Source organism: Streptomyces kanamyceticus (assembly GCF_008704495.1).
GTDB lineage: Bacteria > Actinomycetota > Actinomycetes > Streptomycetales > Streptomycetaceae > Streptomyces > Streptomyces kanamyceticus.
Map to the genome: position 1 here is coordinate 4181864 of NZ_CP023699.1, position 20964 is coordinate 4202827.

The 20964-nt window shown below is 67.7% G+C and carries 17 protein-coding genes and 1 tRNA gene; 6 read left to right on the forward strand and 12 right to left on the reverse strand.

Annotation, left to right across the window (positions count from 1 at the left end; genetic code table 11):
• Nucleotides 1-3 precede the first annotated feature (3 nt).
• The 3 genes from CP970_RS17290 to CP970_RS17300 are packed head-to-tail and all read left to right on the forward strand — an operon-like array spanning nucleotide 4 to nucleotide 2747.
• Nucleotides 4-1083: a hypothetical protein gene (locus CP970_RS17290; RefSeq protein ID WP_055552783.1), complete on the forward strand. Its 1080-nt coding sequence runs from the start codon at nucleotides 4-6 to the stop codon at nucleotides 1081-1083.
• Nucleotides 1080-1601 (forward strand): Pycsar system effector family protein, encoded by a 522-nt coding sequence (locus CP970_RS17295; RefSeq protein ID WP_150493519.1) that lies wholly within the window; start codon nucleotides 1080-1082, stop codon nucleotides 1599-1601. Before CP970_RS17290 ends, CP970_RS17295 begins: the two co-directional genes overlap by 4 nt.
• A 27-nt stretch (nucleotides 1602-1628) precedes the next feature.
• Nucleotides 1629-2747 (forward strand): M48 family metalloprotease, encoded by a 1119-nt coding sequence (locus CP970_RS17300; RefSeq protein ID WP_150493521.1) that lies wholly within the window; start codon nucleotides 1629-1631, stop codon nucleotides 2745-2747.
• 73 nt (nucleotides 2748-2820) lie between these two features.
• Here the strand turns inward: CP970_RS17300 and CP970_RS17305 are convergent, their stop codons facing one another.
• The 11 genes from CP970_RS17305 to CP970_RS17360 form a co-directional block, all read right to left on the reverse strand.
• Nucleotides 2821-6720: a DNA-directed RNA polymerase subunit beta' gene (locus tag CP970_RS17305; RefSeq protein ID WP_055547811.1), complete on the reverse strand. Its 3900-nt coding sequence runs from the start codon at nucleotides 6718-6720 to the stop codon at nucleotides 2821-2823.
• Between the two features lie 95 nt (nucleotides 6721-6815).
• A complete protein-coding gene (rpoB, locus tag CP970_RS17310; protein WP_055547813.1) occupies nucleotides 6816-10301 on the reverse strand; it encodes a DNA-directed RNA polymerase subunit beta in 3486 nt (1161 codons plus the stop codon).
• A gap of 574 nt (nucleotides 10302-10875) precedes the next feature.
• Nucleotides 10876-11259: a 50S ribosomal protein L7/L12 gene (rplL, locus tag CP970_RS17320; protein ID WP_055547815.1), complete on the reverse strand. Its 384-nt coding sequence runs from the start codon at nucleotides 11257-11259 to the stop codon at nucleotides 10876-10878.
• Nucleotides 11260-11367: 108 nt separating this feature from the next.
• Complete coding sequence (gene rplJ, locus CP970_RS17325) at nucleotides 11368-11898, reverse strand: 50S ribosomal protein L10 (RefSeq protein ID WP_055547817.1); 531 nt, start codon at nucleotides 11896-11898, stop codon at nucleotides 11368-11370.
• A gap of 257 nt (nucleotides 11899-12155) precedes the next feature.
• Nucleotides 12156-13010 carry an LppX_LprAFG lipoprotein gene (locus CP970_RS17330; RefSeq protein WP_055547819.1) on the reverse strand — a complete coding sequence of 285 codons (855 nt, stop codon included), beginning with the start codon at nucleotides 13008-13010 and terminating at the stop codon, nucleotides 12156-12158.
• A gap of 116 nt (nucleotides 13011-13126) precedes the next feature.
• Nucleotides 13127-14029, reverse strand: a complete 903-nt coding sequence (locus CP970_RS17335; protein WP_055547821.1) for a hypothetical protein — start codon at nucleotides 14027-14029, stop codon at nucleotides 13127-13129.
• 160 nt (nucleotides 14030-14189) lie between these two features.
• Entirely contained in the window at nucleotides 14190-14912 is a 723-nt protein-coding gene (gene rplA, locus CP970_RS17340) for a 50S ribosomal protein L1 (protein ID WP_055547823.1), read from the reverse strand.
• 86 nt (nucleotides 14913-14998) lie between these two features.
• Complete coding sequence (gene rplK, locus CP970_RS17345; RefSeq protein ID WP_055547825.1) at nucleotides 14999-15433, reverse strand: 50S ribosomal protein L11; 435 nt, start codon at nucleotides 15431-15433, stop codon at nucleotides 14999-15001.
• 176 nt (nucleotides 15434-15609) lie between these two features.
• On the reverse strand, nucleotides 15610-16491 hold the full coding sequence (gene nusG, locus CP970_RS17350; RefSeq protein ID WP_055547827.1) for a transcription termination/antitermination protein NusG: 882 nt from the start codon (nucleotides 16489-16491) through the stop codon (nucleotides 15610-15612).
• A gap of 77 nt (nucleotides 16492-16568) precedes the next feature.
• The gene (gene secE, locus CP970_RS17355; protein ID WP_055547829.1) at nucleotides 16569-16856 is read right to left on the reverse strand and encodes a preprotein translocase subunit SecE; all 288 of its coding nucleotides are present in this window, start codon (nucleotides 16854-16856) and stop codon (nucleotides 16569-16571) included.
• A 108-nt stretch (nucleotides 16857-16964) separates the two neighbouring features.
• A tRNA-Trp gene (locus tag CP970_RS17360) sits at nucleotides 16965-17037 on the reverse strand.
• 179 nt (nucleotides 17038-17216) lie between these two features.
• Between CP970_RS17360 and CP970_RS17365 the strand changes: the two genes are divergently transcribed.
• Nucleotides 17217-18443, forward strand: a complete 1227-nt coding sequence (locus CP970_RS17365; protein WP_055547831.1) for a pyridoxal phosphate-dependent aminotransferase — start codon at nucleotides 17217-17219, stop codon at nucleotides 18441-18443.
• Between the two features lie 156 nt (nucleotides 18444-18599).
• Entirely contained in the window at nucleotides 18600-19619 is a 1020-nt protein-coding gene (locus CP970_RS17370; protein WP_079043530.1) for an adenosine deaminase, read from the forward strand.
• Nucleotides 19620-19642: 23 nt separating this feature from the next.
• On the opposite strand, the gene CP970_RS17375 is transcribed toward CP970_RS17370, so the two are convergent.
• The gene (locus tag CP970_RS17375; protein ID WP_055547833.1) at nucleotides 19643-20242 is read right to left on the reverse strand and encodes a TetR/AcrR family transcriptional regulator; all 600 of its coding nucleotides are present in this window, start codon (nucleotides 20240-20242) and stop codon (nucleotides 19643-19645) included.
• A gap of 86 nt (nucleotides 20243-20328) precedes the next feature.
• On the opposite strand from CP970_RS17375, the gene CP970_RS17380 reads away from it, so the two are divergent.
• Nucleotides 20329-20961 carry an NAD(P)-dependent oxidoreductase gene (locus CP970_RS17380; RefSeq protein ID WP_055547835.1) on the forward strand — a complete coding sequence of 211 codons (633 nt, stop codon included), beginning with the start codon at nucleotides 20329-20331 and terminating at the stop codon, nucleotides 20959-20961.
• The last annotated feature ends 3 nt before the right edge of the window (nucleotides 20962-20964 follow it).

Consider the following 20964-nt stretch of genomic DNA (forward strand, 5'->3'; position numbering starts at 1 on the left):
CACATGGCGGACTTCCGCCGCCCGCCCGAGTGGCAGCAACACGCCGACCGCCACACGCAGTTGGTGGACCCGGTCCTCACCGTGCGGCCGATCTCCCGCTTCGAGTTCGCCCGGCGCCCCGCCACCGGGATCGACCACGCCCTGGTCTTCGCCACGGCGGGCGGGACGTACGCCGCGTTCGTCCCGCCGCACCGACCCACGCGCGGGGACGCCGCGTCCCAGCGCTACACGGCGGTGTACGAGGTCGACATGGGACTGCACACCGTCCATCTCGACCTGGAACTGCCCAGCGACGACGACGCCTTCACCTTCGCCGCGAGCATCGACATGAGCTGGCAGGTCGGCGATCCCACGCGGTACGTGACCAGCGGCGAGCGCAACGTCCCCAGCAGGCTCCGCGGCGAGCTGGAACAGCTGGCGCGGCCGATCACCCGGGGCCACTCCATCGAGGAGAGCCCGGCGGCCGAGTCCGCGGTGCGGCGGGCCGTCGACTCCGTGCCCGGCGGCTTCGCCTCCGCCATCGGGCTGCGCGTCGGCTGCGCGGTGCGGCTGCGGCTCGACGAGGCGGCGATCACGCACCGCAGGCAGCTGCGGGACATCCGGTACGCCGGTGAGCTCCTGGACCCGCAGCACGCCCTGCGGATGCGGGCGCAGCACCAGGACCACGAGCTGGAGCTGCTGCGGGACCAGCAGCTCCGGGAGATCCAGACCCAGAAGATCGACTTCTACCAGTACCACCTGCAGCGGGGCGGCACCGCGGCCCTCGCGCTGCATCTGTCCCAGCACCCCGAGGACACCCAGCTCGTCGCCGAACACGTGCTCAGCGACCAGCGCCAGCTGATCCAGGTCCAGTCCGACCTTGCCGGTCAGCTGCTCAACGGCGACGAACTGGAGGACTACCAGAAGGAGCAGCCACGCCGCCTCGCCATGCAGGTGGCCAACGACATCCTCAACCAGCGGCTTCCCGGAGCGGGCAAGGAGCCACCGGCACCGGCCGCTCCCCCGACTTCTCCCCCGGTCTCTCCCGCGCCCGAGGGCGGATACCTGGAGCAGCCGCCGGACCCCGGGGACCGGCCCCGGTGACGTCCTCCACCGACCCGTCACCCACGTACACCCGCACAGAGGTCGGCGAGCGGCTGCTCGCCGAGCTCCGCACCGAGATCGCCAGGGCCGACGCCAAGGCCGCCGTCCTGGTGGCCGCGCTCGGCCTGACCGGCGGCATCTTCAGCGGGCGGCTCGCGGGCAGCGAGTGGACACCGGGCCGGCTCGGCCTGCCGGGCCAGTTCGTGTGGTGGTGCGGCGTCCTCAGCCTGGTCCTCTCGCTGTTCTCCCTGCTGATGACCGTGCTGCCGCGCTACCGGGACTCACCGTGGACACCGGGCAGGCCCCTCACGTACTTCGGCGACATCCGGCTCGCCGCCCGCACCGGCACGCTGGCGGACGCGCTGACCGAGACCGCGCGCGACCCGGCCGCCGCGCTGCTCACCGCGCTCGACGAGACCAGCGGGATCGCCGCCCGCAAGCACCAGTGGATCCGCACCGGCCTGATCGCCTACTGCACGGGCACGGCCCTGATCCCCGCCTCTCTGCTCATCGGCTGACCTCTCACCACCCGACCGAGGATCCCCATGACACCACCGCCGACGCCCCAGCCGGACCCACAGGGCCCCGCCGACCCGACGCCGCCACCGGCCTATCCCCAGGAGCCGCAGTACCCGGGCACCCCGGCAGCCCCAGCCGCTCCCTCGTATCCGCAGGAGCCTCAGTACCCCCAGGAGCCCTACTCCCCACCCCAGCCGCCCCAGCCCCACCCCCACGAACTCACCCTCGACCAGCGCCGAGTCCACCTCGCCGAGCGCCAGCGCGGCGCCGACGCCGCCGCCATCGGCGGGCTGTTCCTCCACGTGCCGAACTTCCTCTGCAGCCTGGTGATCGTCGGCATGGTCGCGCTGTTCCTGGGCGGGATCGGCCTGATCCTCGTCCTGCTGTGGCTGCTGAGCGGACTGCTGATCTTCAATCGCGCCGCCGAGGGCGTCATCGCCCGCCACCTGCTGCGGCTGCGCTACCCGACCCAGCAGGAGCTCGCCCGCCTCCAGCCGGTCTGGCACGAGGTCACCGCACGCGCGGGCGTCGAAGGACGTACGTACCAGCTGTGGATCGAGGACAGCGACGACCTGAACGCGGTGGCCGCCGCGGGCCACATCGTCGGCGTCACCCGCTTCGCCGTGGACCGGCTGCCCTCGGGCCAGCTCGCCGCCGTCCTCGCGCACGAGCTCGGCCATCACATCGGCGGCCACTCCTGGTCGACCCTGCTCGGCTACTGGTACGCGCTGCCGGGACGCCTCGCCTGGCGCGTGGTGCGCGGCGCCGCCGCCGGGGTCCGCCGCTTCTCCGGCTGCCTGTCCTGCTTCGGGGCGGGGCTCATCATCATGGTGTTCGGCGGCCTGGTCGCCGCCACCGTCCAGACGCTCTACGGCCTTCCGTTGCTGCTCCTCGTCATGCCGTACGCCATCGCCGCGACGGGCCGCCGCGCGGAGCTCCGCGCCGACCAGCAGGCGGCGGCACTCGGCTTCGCGCCGATGCTCGTCGAGGTCCTCGACCAGATGGAACGCGCCGAGCACTCGGCACTCCCCCTCGGCACCCACGCGGGACACCAGCAGGATTCGCGGGCCCGGCTCCTCGCCTCGCACCCCGACCACCACACCCGCCTGCACCACCTGCAGCCCTACCTGCGGCCGCGGGCCTGACAACGCCGAAGGGCGGTCACCCCGTCCACAACGGGGTGACCGCCCTTCAACTCAAGCGACTCGCTTACTCCGCTTACTGGTTGTACGGACCGTAGTCGTAGTCCTCCAGCGGAACGGCCTGGCCGGAGCCCGTGCCGAACGGCGAGTAGTCGATGTCGTCGTAGCCGACGGCCGAGTACATCGCGGCCTTGGCCTCTTCGGTCGGCTCGACCCGGATGTTGCGGTAGCGGGAAAGACCCGTACCGGCCGGGATGAGCTTACCGATGATGACGTTCTCCTTGAGGCCGATCAGGGAGTCGGACTTGGCGTTGATCGCCGCGTCCGTCAGGACCCTGGTCGTCTCCTGGAAGGAAGCCGCGGACAGCCACGACTCCGTCGCCAGCGAGGCCTTGGTGATACCCATCAGCTGCGGACGGCCGGAGGCCGGGTGGCCGCCTTCCGTCACCACACGACGGTTCTCGGTCTCGAACTTCGAGCGCTCGACGAGCTCGCCCGGCAGCAGCTCCGCGTCGCCGGACTCGATGATCGTCACGCGGCGCAGCATCTGCCGGATGATGATCTCGATGTGCTTGTCGTGGATCGACACGCCCTGGCTGTTGTAGACCTTCTGGACTTCGCCGACCAGGTGGACCTGGACCGCGCGCTGACCGAGGATCCGCAGCACGTCGTGCGGGTTGGTGGCACCGAAGGTGAGCTTCTGGCCCACCTCGACGTGGTCACCCTCACGCACGAGGACCTTGGCGCGCTTCGAGATCGGGAAGGGAGTCTCGTCGCTGCCGTCGTCCGGCGTGACGACGATCTTCTTGGTCTTCTCGGTCTCCTCGATACGGATGCGGCCAGCCGCCTCCGAGATCGGGGCGACACCCTTGGGCGTACGAGCCTCGAAGAGCTCGACGACACGGGGCAGACCCTGGGTGATGTCGTCACCGGCCACACCACCGGTGTGGAAGGTACGCATCGTCAGCTGCGTGCCGGGCTCACCGATGGACTGGGCGGCGATGATGCCGACCGCCTCACCGATGTCGACCAGCTTGCCGGTGGCGAGCGAACGGCCGTAGCAGAAGGCACAGGTGCCGACCGCGGACTCACAGGTCAGGACCGAGCGGGTCTTGACCTCCTCGACGCCGTTGGCGACCAGGGCGTCGATGAGGACGTCACCGAGGTCGACGTTGGCCGGCGCGATGACCTTGCCGTCGATGACGACGTCCTCGGCCAGCATGCGGGCGTACACCGAGGTCTCGACGTTCTCCGTCTTGCGGAGCACACCGTCCTCGCCCTTGACCGCGATCTTGAGCTTCAGACCGCGCTCGGTGCCACAGTCCTCCTCGCGAATGATGACGTCCTGAGAGACGTCGACCAGACGACGGGTGAGGTAACCGGAGTCGGCGGTACGGAGAGCCGTGTCCGCCAGACCCTTACGGGCACCGTGCGTGGAGATGAAGTACTCAAGGACCGAGAGGCCCTCGCGGAACGAGGCCTTGATCGGACGCGGGATCGTCTCGTTCTTCGCGTTCGACACCAGACCACGCATACCGGCGATCTGACGCATCTGCATCATGTTTCCTCGGGCACCCGAGTCAACCATCATGAAGATGGGGTTCGTCTTGGGGAAGTTCGCGTTCATCGCCTCGGCAACCTCGTTGGTCGCCTTGGTCCAGATCGCGATGAGCTCCTGTGTGCGCTCGTCCTTGGTGATCAGACCGCGCTCGTACTGCTTCTGGACCTTCTCGTCCTGCGCCTCGTAGCCCTTGACGATCGCCTTCTTGGCCTCGGGGACCACGACGTCGGAGATGGCCACGGTGACACCGGAGCGGGTCGCCCAGAAGAAGCCCGCCGCCTTCAGGTTGTCGAGCGTCGCCGCCACGATGACCTTGGGGTAGCGCTCGGCGAGGTCGTTGACGATCTCGGAGAGCTGCTTCTTGCCGACCGAGTAGTCGACGAACGGGTAGTCCTCGGGCAGCAGCTCGTTGAAGAGCGCGCGGCCCAGGGACGTACGCAGCCGGAAGCTGTCGCCCTGCTGGTACTCCTGCTCGCCCTCCTCGGCGACCGGCGGCACCCAGCCACGCGGCGGGATGGTGCCCACCGGGAAGCGGATGTCGACCGTCGACTGGAGCGCCAGCTCGCCGGCGTCGAACGCCATGATCGCCTCGGCGACGGAGCCGAACGCACGGCCCTCGCCCTTGGTGTCACGGAGCTCACCGTCGGTGGTCAGGAAGAACAGACCGAGGACCATGTCCTGGGTCGGCATCGTGACCGGACGGCCGTCGGCGGGCTTGAGGATGTTGTTCGAGGACAGCATCAGGATGCGGGCCTCGGCCTGCGCCTCCGCGGAGAGCGGCAGGTGCACGGCCATCTGGTCACCGTCGAAGTCCGCGTTGAACGCGGTGCAGACGAGCGGGTGGATCTGGATGGCCTTGCCCTCGACCAGCTGCGGCTCGAAGGCCTGGATGCCGAGGCGGTGCAGCGTCGGCGCACGGTTCAGGAGAACCGGGTGCTCGGCGATGACCTCTTCCAGCACGTCGTACACGACCGTGCGGCCGCGCTCGACCATGCGCTTCGCCGACTTGATGTTCTGCGCGTGGTTCAGGTCGACCAGGCGCTTCATCACGAACGGCTTGAAGAGCTCCAGCGCCATGGCCTTCGGCAGACCACACTGGTGCAGCTTCAGCTGCGGGCCGACGACGATCACGGAACGCGCGGAGTAGTCCACACGCTTACCGAGAAGGTTCTGACGGAAGCGGCCCTGCTTGCCCTTGAGCATGTCGGACAGCGACTTCAGCGGACGGTTGCCGGGGCCCGTGACCGGGCGACCACGACGGCCGTTGTCGAAGAGCGCGTCGACGGCCTCCTGAAGCATGCGCTTCTCGTTGTTCACGATGATCTCGGGGGCACCGAGGTCAAGGAGTCGCTTCAGGCGGTTGTTGCGGTTGATCACGCGGCGGTACAGGTCGTTCAGGTCGGAGGTCGCGAAGCGGCCACCGTCCAGCTGCACCATCGGACGCAGGTCCGGCGGGATGACCGGCACGCAGTCGAGCACCATGCCCTTGGGGCTGTTGCTCGTCTGCAGGAACGCGGAGACGACCTTGAGGCGCTTGAGCGCACGGGTCTTCTTCTGGCCCTTGCCGGTACGGATGATCTCGCGGAGGCGCTCGGCCTCCTCGTCGAGGTCGAAGGACTCCAGGCGCTTCTGCAGCGCCGCGGCACCCATCGAGCCGTCGAAGTACGTGCCGAAGCGGTCACGCAGCTCGCGGTAGAGCAGCTCGTCGCCCTCGAGGTCCTGGACCTTGAGGTTCTTGAAGCGGTTCCACACCTCGTCGAGACGGTCGATCTCGCGCTGCGCACGGTCGCGCAGCTGCTTCATCTCGCGCTCGGCACCTTCGCGCACCTTGCGGCGCACGTCGGCCTTGGCGCCCTCGGCCTCGAGCTCGGCCAGGTCGGTCTCGAGCTTCTTGGCGCGGGCCTCCAGGTCGGAGTCGCGACGGTTCTCGACCTGCTGGCGCTCCACGGAGACGTGCGCCTCCAGGGAGGGCAGGTCGCGGGTGCGGCGCTCCTCGTCCACGAAAGTGATCATGTACGCCGCGAAGTAGATGACCTTCTCGAGGTCCTTCGGGGCGAGGTCGAGGAGGTAGCCCAGGCGCGACGGGACGCCCTTGAAGTACCAGATGTGCGTGACGGGCGCGGCCAGCTCAATGTGGCCCATCCGCTCACGGCGCACCTTGGCGCGAGTGACCTCGACGCCACAGCGCTCACAGATGATGCCCTTGAAGCGGACACGCTTGTACTTGCCGCAGTAGCACTCCCAGTCCCGGGTCGGACCGAAGATCTTCTCGCAGAAGAGTCCGTCCTTCTCGGGCTTGAGCGTGCGGTAGTTGATGGTCTCCGGCTTCTTGACCTCGCCGTGCGACCACTGTCGGATGTCGTCCGCGGTGGCAAGGCCGATCCGCAGCTCGTCGAAGAAGTTGACGTCGAGCACTTGTCGTCAATCCCTCTTTCGGGGTCGTGTCTCAATCATGGTCTGAACGGGTCCGGGGAGAGCCGGCCGGATACGAGATCCGGCCGGCCAACCCGTCAGACCTCTTCGACGCTGCTCGGCTCGCGCCGGGACAGGTCGATACCGAGCTCCTCCGCCGCGCGGAAGACGTCCTCGTCGGTGTCACGCATCTCGATGGACATGCCGTCCGAGGACAGCACCTCCACGTTGAGGCAGAGCGACTGCATTTCCTTGATGAGCACCTTGAAGGACTCAGGGATGCCGGGCTCGGGGATGTTCTCGCCCTTGACGATGGCCTCGTAGACCTTCACGCGGCCGGTCACGTCGTCGGACTTGATCGTCAGCAGCTCCTGGAGGGCGTACGCGGCGCCATAAGCCTCAAGCGCCCACACCTCCATCTCACCGAAGCGCTGACCACCGAACTGAGCCTTACCACCCAGCGGCTGCTGGGTGATCATGGAGTACGGACCGGTCGAACGCGCGTGCAGCTTGTCGTCGACCAGGTGGTGCAGCTTGAGGATGTACATGTAGCCGACCGAGATCGGCTCCGGGAACGGCTCGCCGGAGCGGCCGTCGAACAGGTTCGCCTTGCCGGACGGCTGGACCAGACGGTCACCGTCGCGGTTCGGGATCGTGGCCTCGAAGAGACCGGAGATCTCGTCCTCACGGGCGCCGTCGAAGACCGGGGTCGCGACGTTGGTGCCCGCGGGCACCTGGTCGGCGCCGATGGCCTGCAGGCGCTGCGCCCAGTCGTCCGCCAGACCGGAGACGTCCCAGCCGCGGCTGGCGAGCCAGCCGAGGTGGATCTCCAGGACCTGTCCCGGGTTCATTCGGGACGGCACACCCAGCGGGTTCAGGATGATGTCGACCGGAGTTCCGTCCTCGAGGAACGGCATGTCCTCGATCGGAAGGATCTTCGAGATAACACCCTTGTTGCCGTGGCGACCGGCGAGCTTGTCGCCGTCCGTGATCTTGCGCTTCTGCGCCACGTAGACACGAACCAGCTGGTTCACGCCCGGCGGCAGCTCGTCGCCCTCTTCACGGTCGAAGACGCGGACGCCGATGACCTTGCCGATCTCGCCGTGCGGCACCTTCAGCGAGGTGTCGCGCACCTCGCGCGCCTTCTCACCGAAGATCGCGCGGAGCAGGCGCTCCTCCGGCGTCAGCTCGGTCTCACCCTTGGGCGTGACCTTGCCGACGAGGATGTCACCGGCGACGACCTCGGCACCGATACGGATGATGCCGCGCTCGTCGAGGTCGGCGAGGACCTCTTCGGAGACGTTCGGGATGTCCCGGGTGATCTCCTCCGGGCCGAGCTTGGTGTCACGGGCGTCGACCTCGTGCTCCTCGATGTGGATCGAGGAGAGGACGTCGTCCTGCACGAGGCGCTGCGACAGGATGATCGCGTCCTCGTAGTTGTGACCTTCCCAGGGCATGAACGCCACGAGCAGGTTCTTGCCGAGGGCCATCTCGCCCTCTTCGGTCGCGGGACCGTCGGCCAGGACCTGGCCCTCGATCACGCGGGCGCCCTCGTCGACGACAACCTTCTGGTTGACGGAGGTGCCCTGGTTCGACCGGGAGAACTTGGCGATGCGGTACGTGGTGTACGTGCCGTCGTCGTTCGTGACGGTGACGTAGTCCGCGGAGACCTCCTGGACCACACCCGCCTTCTCGGCCTTGATCACGTCACCGGCGTCGACCGCACAGCGGTACTCCATGCCGGTGCCGACGAGGGGGGCCTCGGCGGTGATCAGCGGCACGGCCTGACGCATCATGTTCGCGCCCATGAGCGCGCGGTTGGCGTCGTCGTGCTCGAGGAACGGGATCATCGCGGTCGCGACCGACACCATCTGGCGCGGCGAGACGTCCATGTAGTCGACGTCCGTGCCGGGCACGTAGTCGATCTCTCCGCCACGACGGCGGATCAGGACGCGCGGCTCGGCGTAGTGGAGGTCGTCCGTCAGCGGCGCGTTGGCCTGCGCGATGACGAAGCGGTCCTCCTCGTCGGCCGTCAGGTAGTCGACGTCGTCGGTGACCTGGCCGTCGACGACCTTGCGGTACGGCGTCTCGACGAAGCCGAACGCGTTGACGCGGCCGTACGAAGCCAGCGAACCGATCAGACCGATGTTCGGGCCTTCGGGCGTCTCGATCGGGCACATGCGGCCGTAGTGGGACGGGTGCACGTCACGGACCTCGAAGCCCGCCCGCTCACGGGAGAGACCACCCGGGCCAAGCGCCGACAGACGGCGCTTGTGGGTGAGACCCGACAGCGGGTTGTTCTGGTCCATGAACTGCGACAGCTGCGAGGTGCCGAAGAATTCCTTGATCGACGCCACGACCGGGCGAATGTTGATCAGGGTCTGCGGAGTGATCGCCTCGACGTCCTGGGTCGTCATGCGCTCACGCACGACGCGCTCCATACGAGCCAGACCCGTACGGACCTGGTTCTGGATGAGCTCGCCGACGTTGCGCAGACGACGGTTGCCGAAGTGGTCGATGTCGTCGGTCTCGACGACGATCGACGTGCCGCTGTCGCCAACGGTCTCGACCTCACCGGCGTGCAGCTTCACCAGGTACTTGATCGAGGCGATGATGTCCTCGACCGTGAGGATGCCCGCGTCGAGCGGAGCGTCCGCACCCAGCTTCTTGTTGACCTTGTAGCGGCCGACCTTCGCGAGGTCGTAGCGCTTCGGGTTGAAGTAGAGGTTCTCAAGCAGCGTCTGAGCGGCCTCACGGGTCGGCGGCTCGCCCGGACGGAGCTTGCGGTAGATGTCGAGCAGCGCGTCGTCCTGGCCCTGGGTGTGGTCCTTCTCCAGGGTGGCGCGCATGGACTCGTACTCGCCGAACTCCTCGAGGATCTGCTCGGTCGTCCAACCGAGAGCCTTGAGCAGAACGGTGACCGACTGCTTGCGCTTGCGGTCGATGCGGACACCGACCATGTCGCGCTTGTCGATCTCCATCTCCAGCCAGGCACCCCGGGACGGGATGATCTTGGCGGAGAAGATGTCCTTGTCGGACGTCTTGTCGATCGAGGAATCGAAGTAGACGCCGGGCGAACGGACCAGCTGCGACACGACGACACGCTCGGTGCCGTTGATGACGAAGGTGCCCTTGTTCGTCATGAGCGGGAAATCGCCCATGAAGACCGTCTGGGACTTGATCTCGCCGGTCTCGTTGTTGGTGAACTCAGCGGTGACGAAGAGCGGGGCGGCGAACGTGAAGTCGCGCTCCTTGCACTCGTCGATCGAGTTCTTCGGGGGCTCGAAACGGTGGTCGCGGAACGTCAGGGACATCGACCCGGAGAAGTCCTCGATCGGGGAGATCTCCTCGAAGATCTCCTCCAGACCGGACTTGGTGGGGACGTCCTGTCCGCTGTCCAGAGCCGCCTCGACACGAGCCTTCCACGCGTCATTGCCGAGCAGCCAGTCAAAGCTCTCGGTCTGCAGCGCAAGAAGGTTCGGAACCTCGAGGGGCTCCTTGATCTTTGCAAAGGAGATGCGCAGCGGGGCGGTGCTGGCGCCGTTGTTCGTATTCGCGGTCGAGGCAGTGCGCGAGGCGGCCAAGAGGGGGTCCTTCCGAGGGCTCGGACTCACTACGCGCGTACCGGTCCCAAGCGGGACACAGAGACAGACTTCCCAGGTCAGGGAAGGATCGGTCCACAGTGCTCAAGCATGGGCATGCCCCTGGTGACGGGCAGGAGGCAGCTAACAGGCAGCGCAAAGGGTCAGTGTAGCCACTAGGCCCACTGATGTCCAGTGCGGGTTTTTGAAGACCCTCGTTGTTCTCAACCCCTGCTGCAAGCCACGCCCTCGATGCACATCGATACTGCCCTCTTCGCCGCCGATCCATGCCTCGGATCCGGATCGTTGTGACGACGCGTCCTGAGAATTGCGCGCTGCGTGCGGTTCGTCAAGGCCCCCCTTGCCCGGACTTGGCTCTGGGATCGTCACCGTCACGGGGCGTCCCGAGGCACAACGAAGATCACCATACTCGTCGGGACCGACATCGCAAGGCACCCGTGGCGGGAGTGCCCGAGAACGCCGAAAGGCGACCACCCACTTGGGTGATCGCCCTTCGGTACGCACGCGTTACAGCGCGAGAGCCTTACGGCCCGGAAGAGTCAGACGACTCTCGAAGTCACTTGACCTCGACGGAGGCACCGGCGCCCTTGAGGGACTCGGCAGCCTTCTCGGCGGCCTCCTTGGTGACCTTCTCGAGGACCGGCTTCGGGGTGCCGTCGACGAGGTCCTTGGCCTCCTTGAGGCCCAGGGAGGTGAGCTCGCGCACGACCTTGATGACCTGGATCTTCTTCTCGCCGGCGCCGGTGAGGATGACGTCGAACTCGTCCTGCTCCTCGGCAGCCTCGGCCGGGGCGCCCGGGGCACCGGCGGCGACGGCGACGGTGGCCGCGGCGGCGGTGACGTCGAACTTCTCCTCGAAGGCCTTCACGAACTCGGAGAGCTCGATGAGGGTCATCTCTTCGAACTGCGCGAGCAGGTCGTCCTGGGACAGCTTCGCCATGGTGGCGTCCTTCCACTAATTCGGCTGGTGCCGGGTGTACATGAAGGCGGGCGTACGTTGGGCCCGCTGTGACCGTCGCCTCAGGCGGCGGTCAATGTGCGAGCCGAATTACTCGGCACCGCCCTGCTCGGCCTGCTTGGCACGAAGCGCCTCCGCGGTGCGGACGAACTTCGACGGCAGCGCCTGGAAGAGCTGAGCAGCCTGCGACTGCTTGCCCTTGAACGCGCCGGCCAGCTTGCTGAGCAGAACCTCGCGGGACTCGAGGTCCGCGAGCTTCTTGAACTCGTCGGCGGACAGCGCCTTGCCGTCAAGGACACCGCCCTTGATGACGAGGTTGGGGTTCTCCTTGGCGAAGTCACGAAGACCCTTCGCCGACTCCACCGGGTCACCGGTGACGAAGGCGACCGCCGTCGGACCCGTGAACAGGTCGTCCAGCGTGTTGATCCCGGCCTCGTTGGCCGCGATCTTGGTCAGCGTGTTCTTCACCACGGCGTACTCGGAGTTCTCACCGAGCGAACGGCGCAGCTGCTTGAGCTGGGCCACGGTGAGACCCCGGTACTCGGTCAGCACGGCGGCGTTCGAGCTGCGGAACTTGTCCGTGAGCTCGGCTACCGCGGCAGCCTTGTCGGGCGTCGGCATAGAGCGTCGGCCTCCTTCCGGGTGATGAGGACCGCTCAGAAGGGGCTGGGAAAAACAGAACGCCCCGGCGCGGGCGCCGGGGCATGAGCTCGACCGAACAGAATCCGGGAGCACTTCCACAGTCACCTACGCGGGTCGTCCGCAGTCATCAGCGGATCCTTCGGCCACCGCACACTCTTGCGAGCACACGGCAACGACCAGCGGTCTTTGGCTTCTGTGGAAGCGTACGCGAACGGGTCCGCGACAGGCAAATCCGGTCAGCCCTGGAGGCCCTTCATCTCCTCGCCGAGGTCCATGACCAGCTTCTTCGGCGGGGCCTCGACGTGCACCGGCTTGTTGTAGTCGAGGAAGGTGACGGTCATGTCGAGCGCACCCTTGTCGGCCTTGCCGCGGGCGCGGAACTGCTTGGTGTGGTCCTCGCCGTCGACCCACAGGTCCATCGTGAGCTTCTTGATGCCCATGTCCTCGTACTGCTTGATGCTCTTCTCGCGGCGCTTCTGGGTCGCCGCGTCCCCGTCCTTGGCGAGCTTGTGCAGCTGGTCGAGGCTGACCGTGCCCGTGTAGCGCGTGGTCTCGACGCCGCCGACGGACTCGCTGCCGACCTTCTTGAGGTCCTTGGAGCCGGTCAGGAGCGTGGACTGGTCGGCCGGGTTGTTGTCGGCCTGCCCGGAGAGCGAGCTGGCGGGGGACTTCCCGCCCTTCTCGCCCAGGCTCTTGGCGTCGAACTTGATCCAGCTCTTGCCGTCCATCTCCTTGGCGGCCGCCGCGCCACCGCCGAGGTAGAGCGCGCCACCGACGAACCGCATCTCGACCTTGTCCGGGCCCTGGTCGGGCGCGGACATCTTCATCCGCATGGCGAGCGGCTTGGTGCTCATCGCCGCGTCGGCCTGGACCCGCCCGTCCCCCGGGACGCTGCCCTTCATCCGGAACGTGAACGACGTGAGGTCCTCGGTCTTGGCCGCGGCCTTCTTCACGGCCGCCGCGGGCGCCATGTCCGCCCCCGCCTTGTCGGACTTCTCCGACCCGCAGCTGACCGCGCCGCCGGCCAGCAGCACGGCCGCCAGCGCCGCGCCAGCGGTTCTCTTGCGTCCCCCGCGTACAGAAAAACTCATGACCCCACCCCTAGGAACATTTGATCCAATTTGCTTCGGTGGAGATTACCCGAAGGAAAGCCGTGATTCCTCCGGGTTGTCCGGTGGTGGGGTCCTAGGCCGACAGCCGGCGCGTACTACGCCGCGGGCTGCTGCTGCTTCATCAGGTCCTTGAAGCTCACGGTGTCCGAGGCCGCGGGCTTCGCGACCGACAGCGGCGTGCCGTAGTCGGTGTAGTAGGCGGTCTGCTGGAAGGGGCCGTTCTTCGTGTCGGCCTTCTCGATCTTCTTGACCAGCAGATCGTCGTCGTTGACCCAGATGTCGATCTGCTCGGTGCTCATCCCGGCCTGCTCGAACTGCTTCTTCAGCTCCGCCGACTTCGCGTCGTCGAGGTTCGCGCTCTTCTTCGTGAGGTCCGTGACGTCGACCGTCCCCGAGTAGTGGGTCGCCTTCACCCCGCGGACCTTCTCCTCGCCCACGCGCTTCACGTCGCCCGAGGCCAGCAGCATCTTCACCGACTGGTTGGGCGTCGCGTTCTGCATCTGGTCCTTGAAGACCTCACCGGCCGCGCCGCTCATCTCGGCGAGGGTGTCGTAGTCGTACTCCACCCAGTGCTTGCCGCCACCCGCCTGGGCCGCGAACTTGGGCCCCATGTTCGCGTAGAAGCCGTTCTTCAGATAGCGGTAGTTGATCTTCGACTGGCCGAGCTGCTCCATCTGCTGGGCCTGCGTACCGCCGGTGAAGCTCACCGTGACGTCACCCGTGATGCCGTCGGACCAGCCCATGACGCCGTCCATGTCCATGGTCGACTGGGTGCCCATGGTGGTCGTGCCGTCGACCTTGGCGGTGTCGGCCTTGTCCGTGGACGTCTCGATGGTCTTCAGGGCGGCTATCGGGCTGACCTTGATGCCGCCCTCCTTCGCGCCGCCGTCCGCCTTGTCGGAGCTCTTGGAATCGCCCGAACCACAGGCGGCGAGCCCGGTCAGTGCGGCGGCCACCGCTATCGAGAGACCGGCGCGTCGCATGGTCGTGCTGTTCATCTAGTCCCACCCCTTGGCAATCGTGGTGAACCTGCACGCTAGCGCAGGCCTCTGACAGGCGTTACTGCGAAGGCTCACGGGAACGAGGACGGGCCCCGCACCTCGAAAGGTTGCGGGGCCCGTCCAACAGAACGCGTGCGCGACGCGGCTGCCGTCAATGTCAGACGGCGGCCGGGTCCTCCTCGACGAGGAGGTTGCGCGTGCGGTTCGAGTCCAGCGGAATGCCGGGGCCCATCGTGGTGGCGATGGCGGCCTTCTTGATGTAGCGACCCTTGGCGGCCGACGGCTTCAGACGGAGGATCTCCTCCAGGGCCGCGGCGTAGTTCTCCACCAGCTTGGTGTCGTCGAAGGACACCTTGCCGATGATGAAGTGCAGGTTCGAGTGCTTGTCGACGCGGAACTCGATCTTGCCGCCCTTGATGTCGTTGACAGCCTTGACGACATCGGGGGTCACGGTGCCGGTCTTCGGGTTCGGCATCAGACCACGCGGACCGAGCACGCGGCCGAGGCGGCCGACCTTGCCCATGAGGTCCGGGGTGGCGACGACGGCGTCGAAGTCCAGGCGACCCTTGGCGACCTCGTCGATGAGCTCGTCGGCGCCGACGATGTCGGCCCCAGCGGCTTCCGCGGCCGCAGCACGGTCACCGGTCGCGAAGACCAGGACCCGGGCGGTCTTGCCGGTGCCGTGCGGGAGGTTCACGGTGCCGCGGACCATCTGGTCGGCCTTGCGCGGGTCGACGCCCAGACGCATGGCGACCTCGACGGTGCCGTCGAACTTGGTCGAGGAGGTCTCCTTGGCGAGACGGACGGCCTCGAGCGGGGCGTACAGCTTCTCCCGGTCGATCTTGGCGTCCGCAGCGCGGAGAGTCTTGCTGCGCTTCACTTCTGCTCCTGTGGGTTCAGGTATGGAGTCGTGGTGCGGGCCAGCGCGTGGCCCTACCACTGAGAAAGGTCAGACGGAGGGGAGTCTCAGCCCTCGACCGTGATGCCCATGGAACGGGCGGTGCCGGCGATGATCTTCGACGCGGCGTCCAGGTCGTTGGCGTTGAGGTCTTCCATCTTGGTCGTCGCGATCTCACGGATCTGCGCCTCGGTGACCTTGGCGACCTTGGTCTTGTGGGGCTCGCCAGAGCCCTTCTCGACACCAGCGGCCTTCAGGATCATCTTGGCGGCCGGCGGCGTCTTGGTGATGAAGGTGAAGGAGCGGTCTTCGTAGACCGTGATCTCCACCGGGATCACCCAGCCACGCTGCGACTCGGTCGCGGCGTTGTACGCCTTGCAGAACTCCATGATGTTGACGCCGTGCTGGCCCAGCGCGGGACCGACCGGCGGGGCCGGGTTGGCGGCACCAGCCTGGATCTGGAGCTTGATAAGCCCCGTGACCTTCTTCTTCTTGGGAGGCATTGCTCTCTCCGGGTCCTAGTGAGAGTTTTCAGCCAACCATCCGGTCATCCGGATGGAGGCATACCGCACAACGATAACGGGTATAGTCGTGCAGCTAAAAACCGAGCAGGTCAGACCGGCTTTCGCAGCCTGTCTGACCTGGTCGGAAGCGGGTGTTCCAGAGGACGCCGGGAAGGCTAGTTCTTCTGGATCTGGTCGAAGCTGAGCTCGACCGGGGTCTCTCGGCCGAAGATCTCGACGAGGCCCTTGACCTTCTTCGAGTCGGCGTTGATCTCGTTGATCGTCGCCTGCAGCGTCGCGAACGGGCCGTCGGTGACGGTGACCGAGTCGCCGACCTCGAAGTCCAGGACCTGGACCTCGACCTTGCGCTGCGGAGCGGGCTTGCCCTCGGCCTCCGCGGCCTCGCGGGCGGCCTTCTCCTCGGCCTCAGGGGCGAGCATCTTGACGATCTCGTCCAGGGTCAGCGGGTACGGGTCGTAGGCGTTGCCCACGAAGCCGGTGACGCCGGGGGTGTTGCGGACGACGCCCCAGGACTCGTTCGTCAGGTCCATGCGCACCAGCACGTAGCCGGGGAGCTTGTTCTGACGGATCGTCTTGCGCTCGCCGTTCTTGATCTGGGCGACCTCTTCCTGCGGCACCTCGGCCTGGAAGATGAAGTCCTCGACGTTGAGCGAGACGGCGCGCTGCTCGAGGTTGGTCTTCACGCGGTTCTCGTAACCCGCGTACGTGTGGATGACGTACCACTCACCGGGGAGGGTGCGGAGCTCTTCGCGCAGGGCGACGATCGGGTCGACCGGCTCGGCCTCCTCGACGGGCTCGTCCTCGGCGGACTCCTCGTCGGCGACCTCGGCGGCAGCGGCCTCGTCCTCTTCGGACTCGGCGACGGCCTCGGCGTCGCCCTCCAGGTGCATGGCAGCCTCTTCGGCGGGCTCGCCCGCGGCAGCGTCGGCGGCCTCGGCCTGATCCGGCGCCGCGGCGTCCGCCGCCTCGACGATGTCGAGCTGGTCCTCCACGGACTCCGCCGACTCGATGGCGTCGTTCAGGTTCGGGTCAGACACGGTGGCTGCTTCTTCCTGGATACAGAGGGGTGGAACGCGCGAAATGGGCGCCGGGAACGGCGCCCTTCGCTCTCGGCTCAGCCGAAGATGTACTTGACAGCGTGGCTGAAGCCATAGTCAATCACGGTCACAAGACCGATCATGATGACGACGAAGACGATCACCACTGTGGTGTAGGTCGTCAGCTGACTGCGAGTCGGCCAGACAACCTTACGGAGTTCCGCGATGATCTGGCGGTAGAAGAGCGCGAGACGACCGAAGGGGCCCTTCTTGCCGCGCTTGCCGCCCTTGCGGGCCTTCTTCTTCGACTCCTGCGCCTCGTCCTGGGCATCAGGCATGTCGATGGAGCCCACGGCGTCCGTCACTCGTCCTCACCTGATTCCGGGTCGTGGCCGTGCCGCGCCCGGTATGAGCCGCACGGCGGTGCAATGCAGTACGTACATGCGCACACATCCTGGCGAAGGAGTGTGTAGCAGGGCCGGAGGGACTTGAACCCCCAACCGCTGGTTTTGGAGACCAGTGCTCTACCAATTGAGCTACGACCCTTTGTTTTCCCCAACCTACCGCATCCGCCCATGTGCACGGAGTGCGTTGAGAGGAGCGGCCGGTGAGGGCCAACGAGCAGTGAGTGTACGTGGTCCGCGGCCCTCCGTCGAACAGCTTCGGATCCGATGCTCCGGGAAACCCGTGTGCCGGGGGTCTTCGGGGTCTGGAACGATGGGGTGATGAGCGCTGCAACTTCTCCGACCGAGCGCCGGGTTTCCGCCCGCATCGGTGCGATCTCCGAGTCCGCGACCCTCGCCGTCGACGCCAAGGCCAAGGCACTCAAGGCCGCCGGTCGTCCGGTGATCGGGTTCGGCGCGGGTGAGCCCGACTTCCCGACCCCGGACTACATCGTCGAAGCGGCCGTCGAGGCCTGCAAGAACCCGAAGTTCCACCGCTACACCCCGGCCGGCGGGCTCCCCGAGCTCAAGGCCGCGATCGCCGCGAAGACGCTGCGCGACTCGGGCTACGAGGTCGACGCCTCGCAGGTCCTGGTGACCAACGGCGGCAAGCAGGCCATCTACGAGGCGTTCGCCGCGATCCTCGACCCGGGTGACGAGGTCATCGTCCCCGCTCCGTACTGGACGACCTACCCGGAGTCGATCCGCCTCGCGGGCGGCGTCCCGGTCGAGGTCGTCGCCGACGAGACCACCGGCTACCGCGTCTCCGTGGAGCAGCTCGAGGCCGCGCGCACGGAGCGTACGAAGGTCGTGCTCTTCGTCTCCCCGTCCAACCCCACGGGCGCCGTCTACAGCGAGGCCGACGCGGAGGCCATCGGCCGCTGGGCCCTGGAGCACGGCCTGTGGGTCCTCACGGACGAGATCTACGAGCACCTCGTCTACGGAGACGCGAAGTTCACCTCGCTCCCCGCGATCCTGCCCGAGCTGCGCGACAAGTGCATCGTGGTCAACGGCGTCGCCAAGACGTACGCGATGACCGGCTGGCGGGTCGGCTGGATCGTCGGCCCGAAGGACGTCGTGAAGGCCGCGACGAACCTGCAGTCGCACGCCACGTCCAACGTCTCCAACGTCGCGCAGGCCGCCGCGCTCGCGGCCGTCTCCGGTGACCTGGTCGCCGTCGCCAAGATGCGCGAGGCCTTCGACCGGCGCCGCAAGACCATCGTGCGGATGCTCAACGAGATCGACGGCGTGCTCTGCCCCGAGCCCGAGGGCGCCTTCTACGTGTACCCCTCGGTGAAGGCCCTCATCGGCAAGGAGATCCGCGGCAAGCGCCCGCGGAACAGCGTCGAGCTCGCCGCGCTGATCCTGGAGGAGGCCGAGGTCGCGGTGGTGCCCGGCGAGGCCTTCGGGACGGCCGGCTACCTGCGCCTGTCCTACGCGCTCGGTGACGAGGATCTCGTCGAGGGCATCTCGCGGCTCCAGAAGCTGCTCGCCGAGGCCCGCGACTGACGTTCCCGGCTGCCGTTCCCGGCGGAAAACAGCACTCCACGCGTGCGTGCGGGCCGTCCTCCCCTTGGGGAGGGCGGCCCGTTTCTTCGTTCGGAGGAGGCCACGAAGGGGGAAAGCCGCTACCGGGACGCCGGGTGCGTACGGCAAGATCCTCCAATGGAGCGTGTACGAGACGTAAGAGAGCTGCCCAAGGCCCATCTGCACCTGCACTTCACCGGGTCGATGCGGCCCGCCACCCTGCTCGAGCTCGCCGACAAGTACGGCGTACGGCTCCCCGAGGCACTGACCGGCGCCGAGCCGCCGAAGCTGCGTGCGACCGACGAGCGCGGCTGGTTCCGCTTCCAGCGTCTCTACGACGCGGCGCGCTCCTGTCTGCGCGAACCCGAGGACATCCAGCGCCTGGTGCGCGAGGCCGCCGAGGAGGATCTGCGGGACGGGTCGGGGTGGCTGGAGATCCAGGTCGACCCGACGTCGTACGCGCCGCGCCTCGGCGGGCTCATCCCGGCCCTGGAAGTCATCCTGGACGCCGTCGAGAGCGCCTCGCGGGAGACCGGCCTCGGAATGCGCGTGCTCGTCGCCGCGAACCGCATGAAGCACCCGCTGGACGCTCGCACGCTGGCCCGGCTCGCGGTGCGCTACGCGGACCGGGGCATCGTCGGCTTCGGGCTCTCCAACGACGAACGGCGCGGCATGGCGCGGGACTTCGACCGCGCCTTCGCGATCGCGCGCGAGGGCGGGCTGCTCGCGGCGCCGCACGGCGGCGAGCTGACCGGGCCCGCCTCGGTGCGGGACTGCCTGGACGACCTGGACGCCTCCCGGATCGGGCACGGCGTGCGGGCGGCCGAGGATCCCCGGCTCCTGAAGCGACTCGCGGACCGGGGCGTGACGTGCGAGGTGTGCCCTGCGTCCAACGTCGCCCTCGGCGTCTACGAGAAGCCGGAGGACGTGCCCCTGCGGACGCTCTTCGACGCCGGGGTGCCCATGGCGCTCGGCGCCGACGACCCGCTGCTCTTCGGCTCCCGCCTTGCCGCGCAGTACGACATCGCGCGCGTGCACCACGGTTTCACGGATGCCGAACTGGCCGAACTGGCACGGCAGTCGGTGCGCGGCTCGGCCGCCCCCGTCGCCGTACAGGACAAGCTCCTGTCCGGAGTGGACGAGTGGCTGGTCAGTTGACGCCCTTCAGGAGCTGACGTCCGTCAGGAGCTGATGCCCTTCAGGAGGGTGCGGGCGAGGGCCGCGGCGAACTCCTCGACGGGCTGCGGGGGCTGCTCGGCGACCGTGGCGTCGTAGGCGAAGGAACGCTGCGCGCAGGCGCCCATGAGCAGCGAGGCGGCGGCGAAGGTGTCGGCGTCGGGGGCGATGCGTCCCGCGTCGCGCTCGGTCCGCAGATAGGCGTCCAGGGCCTCGATGGGCATGTGGGGGCCGGTGCCCAGCGCCCGCATGGAGTCCTCGTGGCGGCGCTTGAGTTTGGGGTCCGCGTACAAGGAGGCGCCGATCGGGAAGCTCTCCGCGTAGAAGTGGGTGGCCAGGCGGGCGATCTCGACGAGGTTCTCCTCCACGGAGCGCTCCCCCGGCTCCTCGATGAGCTGGCGCAGGCGGGGGTTGAGCCGCGGCAATCGCTCCTGGAGGACGCTCACGAACAGCTCCTCTTTGCTCGCGAAGTGCTTGTAGAGCGCGGCTTCGGAGCAGCCCGCCGTCTTGGCGATCTCCTTGGTGGTGGCGCGGGAGAGGCCGAGGGTGAGCATGAGTTCATGGGCCGCGTCGAGGATGCGGGCCCGGGTGGGCTTCTGCTGCATGTGTCGTCCAACCAGGCTTGACGAATGGGTGAGTACTTACTCACCCTAGAGGAGAGTGAACACTTACCCACCTTGGGAGGCGCACGATGAAGCTCACGGTGTTCGGTGCGACGGGCGGCATCGGCAAGGAGATCGTCCGGCAGGCGCTGACGGCGGGACACGAGGTGACGGCCGTCGTACGCGACCCCGCGCGCCTGGAGGTGACCGGCGAGCGCCTGGAGGTCTTCCGGGCCGACGTGCGCGACCCGGAGGCGCTGCGGCCCGCGGTCGCGGGCCGGGACGCGGTCCTCTCCGGGCTCGGCCCCCGCAAGCGCGCCGACGCGGGCATCACGACGGAGCTGACGCGTTCGGTGCTGCGGGCGATGGACGCGGAGGGGGTGCGGCGCCTGCTGGTGGTGAGCGCGGGCCCGGTGGGCCCCGAGCCCGCGGACAGCCCGCTCGTCGACCGGGCCGTGCTGGCGGTGATCAACCGGGTCCTGAAGGACGTGTACGTCGACCTGACGGCCATGGAGGCCGAGCTCGCGGCAAGCGCGACGGACTGGACGTCGGTCCGTCCCCCGAGGCTGCTGGACAAGCCCTTGACCGGCACCTACCGCACGGTCGTGGGCGGCTTCCCGCGCGCGGGGCGCACGATCGCGCGCGCGGACGTGGCGCACGCGATGCTGGCCATGGCCGACGACCGCGCCAGCGTGAAACAGGGCGTGGGCGTGGCCTACTGACCG

What these genes read in the sequence shown, in the direction of transcription:
- rplL (WP_055547815.1), bottom strand. Translation starts at nt 11,259, where the DNA reads ATGGCGAAGCTGTCCCAGGACGACCTGCTCGCGCAGTTCGAAGAGATG.
- rplK (WP_055547825.1), bottom strand. Translation starts at nt 15,433, where the DNA reads ATGCCTCCCAAGAAGAAGAAGGTCACGGGGCTTATCAAGCTCCAGATC.
- CP970_RS17335 (WP_055547821.1), bottom strand. Translation starts at nt 14,029, where the DNA reads ATGAACAGCACGACCATGCGACGCGCCGGTCTCTCGATAGCGGTGGCC.
- rplJ (WP_055547817.1), bottom strand. Translation starts at nt 11,898, where the DNA reads ATGCCGACGCCCGACAAGGCTGCCGCGGTAGCCGAGCTCACGGACAAG.
- CP970_RS17375 (WP_055547833.1), bottom strand. Translation starts at nt 20,242, where the DNA reads ATGCAGCAGAAGCCCACCCGGGCCCGCATCCTCGACGCGGCCCATGAA.
- CP970_RS17330 (WP_055547819.1), bottom strand. Translation starts at nt 13,010, where the DNA reads ATGAGTTTTTCTGTACGCGGGGGACGCAAGAGAACCGCTGGCGCGGCG.
- CP970_RS17365 (WP_055547831.1), top strand. Translation starts at nt 17,217, where the DNA reads ATGAGCGCTGCAACTTCTCCGACCGAGCGCCGGGTTTCCGCCCGCATC.
- CP970_RS17370 (WP_079043530.1), top strand. Translation starts at nt 18,600, where the DNA reads ATGGAGCGTGTACGAGACGTAAGAGAGCTGCCCAAGGCCCATCTGCAC.
- CP970_RS17300 (WP_150493521.1), top strand. Translation starts at nt 1,629, where the DNA reads ATGACACCACCGCCGACGCCCCAGCCGGACCCACAGGGCCCCGCCGAC.
- CP970_RS17290 (WP_055552783.1), top strand. Translation starts at nt 4, where the DNA reads ATGGCGGACTTCCGCCGCCCGCCCGAGTGGCAGCAACACGCCGACCGC.
- CP970_RS17380 (WP_055547835.1), top strand. Translation starts at nt 20,329, where the DNA reads ATGAAGCTCACGGTGTTCGGTGCGACGGGCGGCATCGGCAAGGAGATC.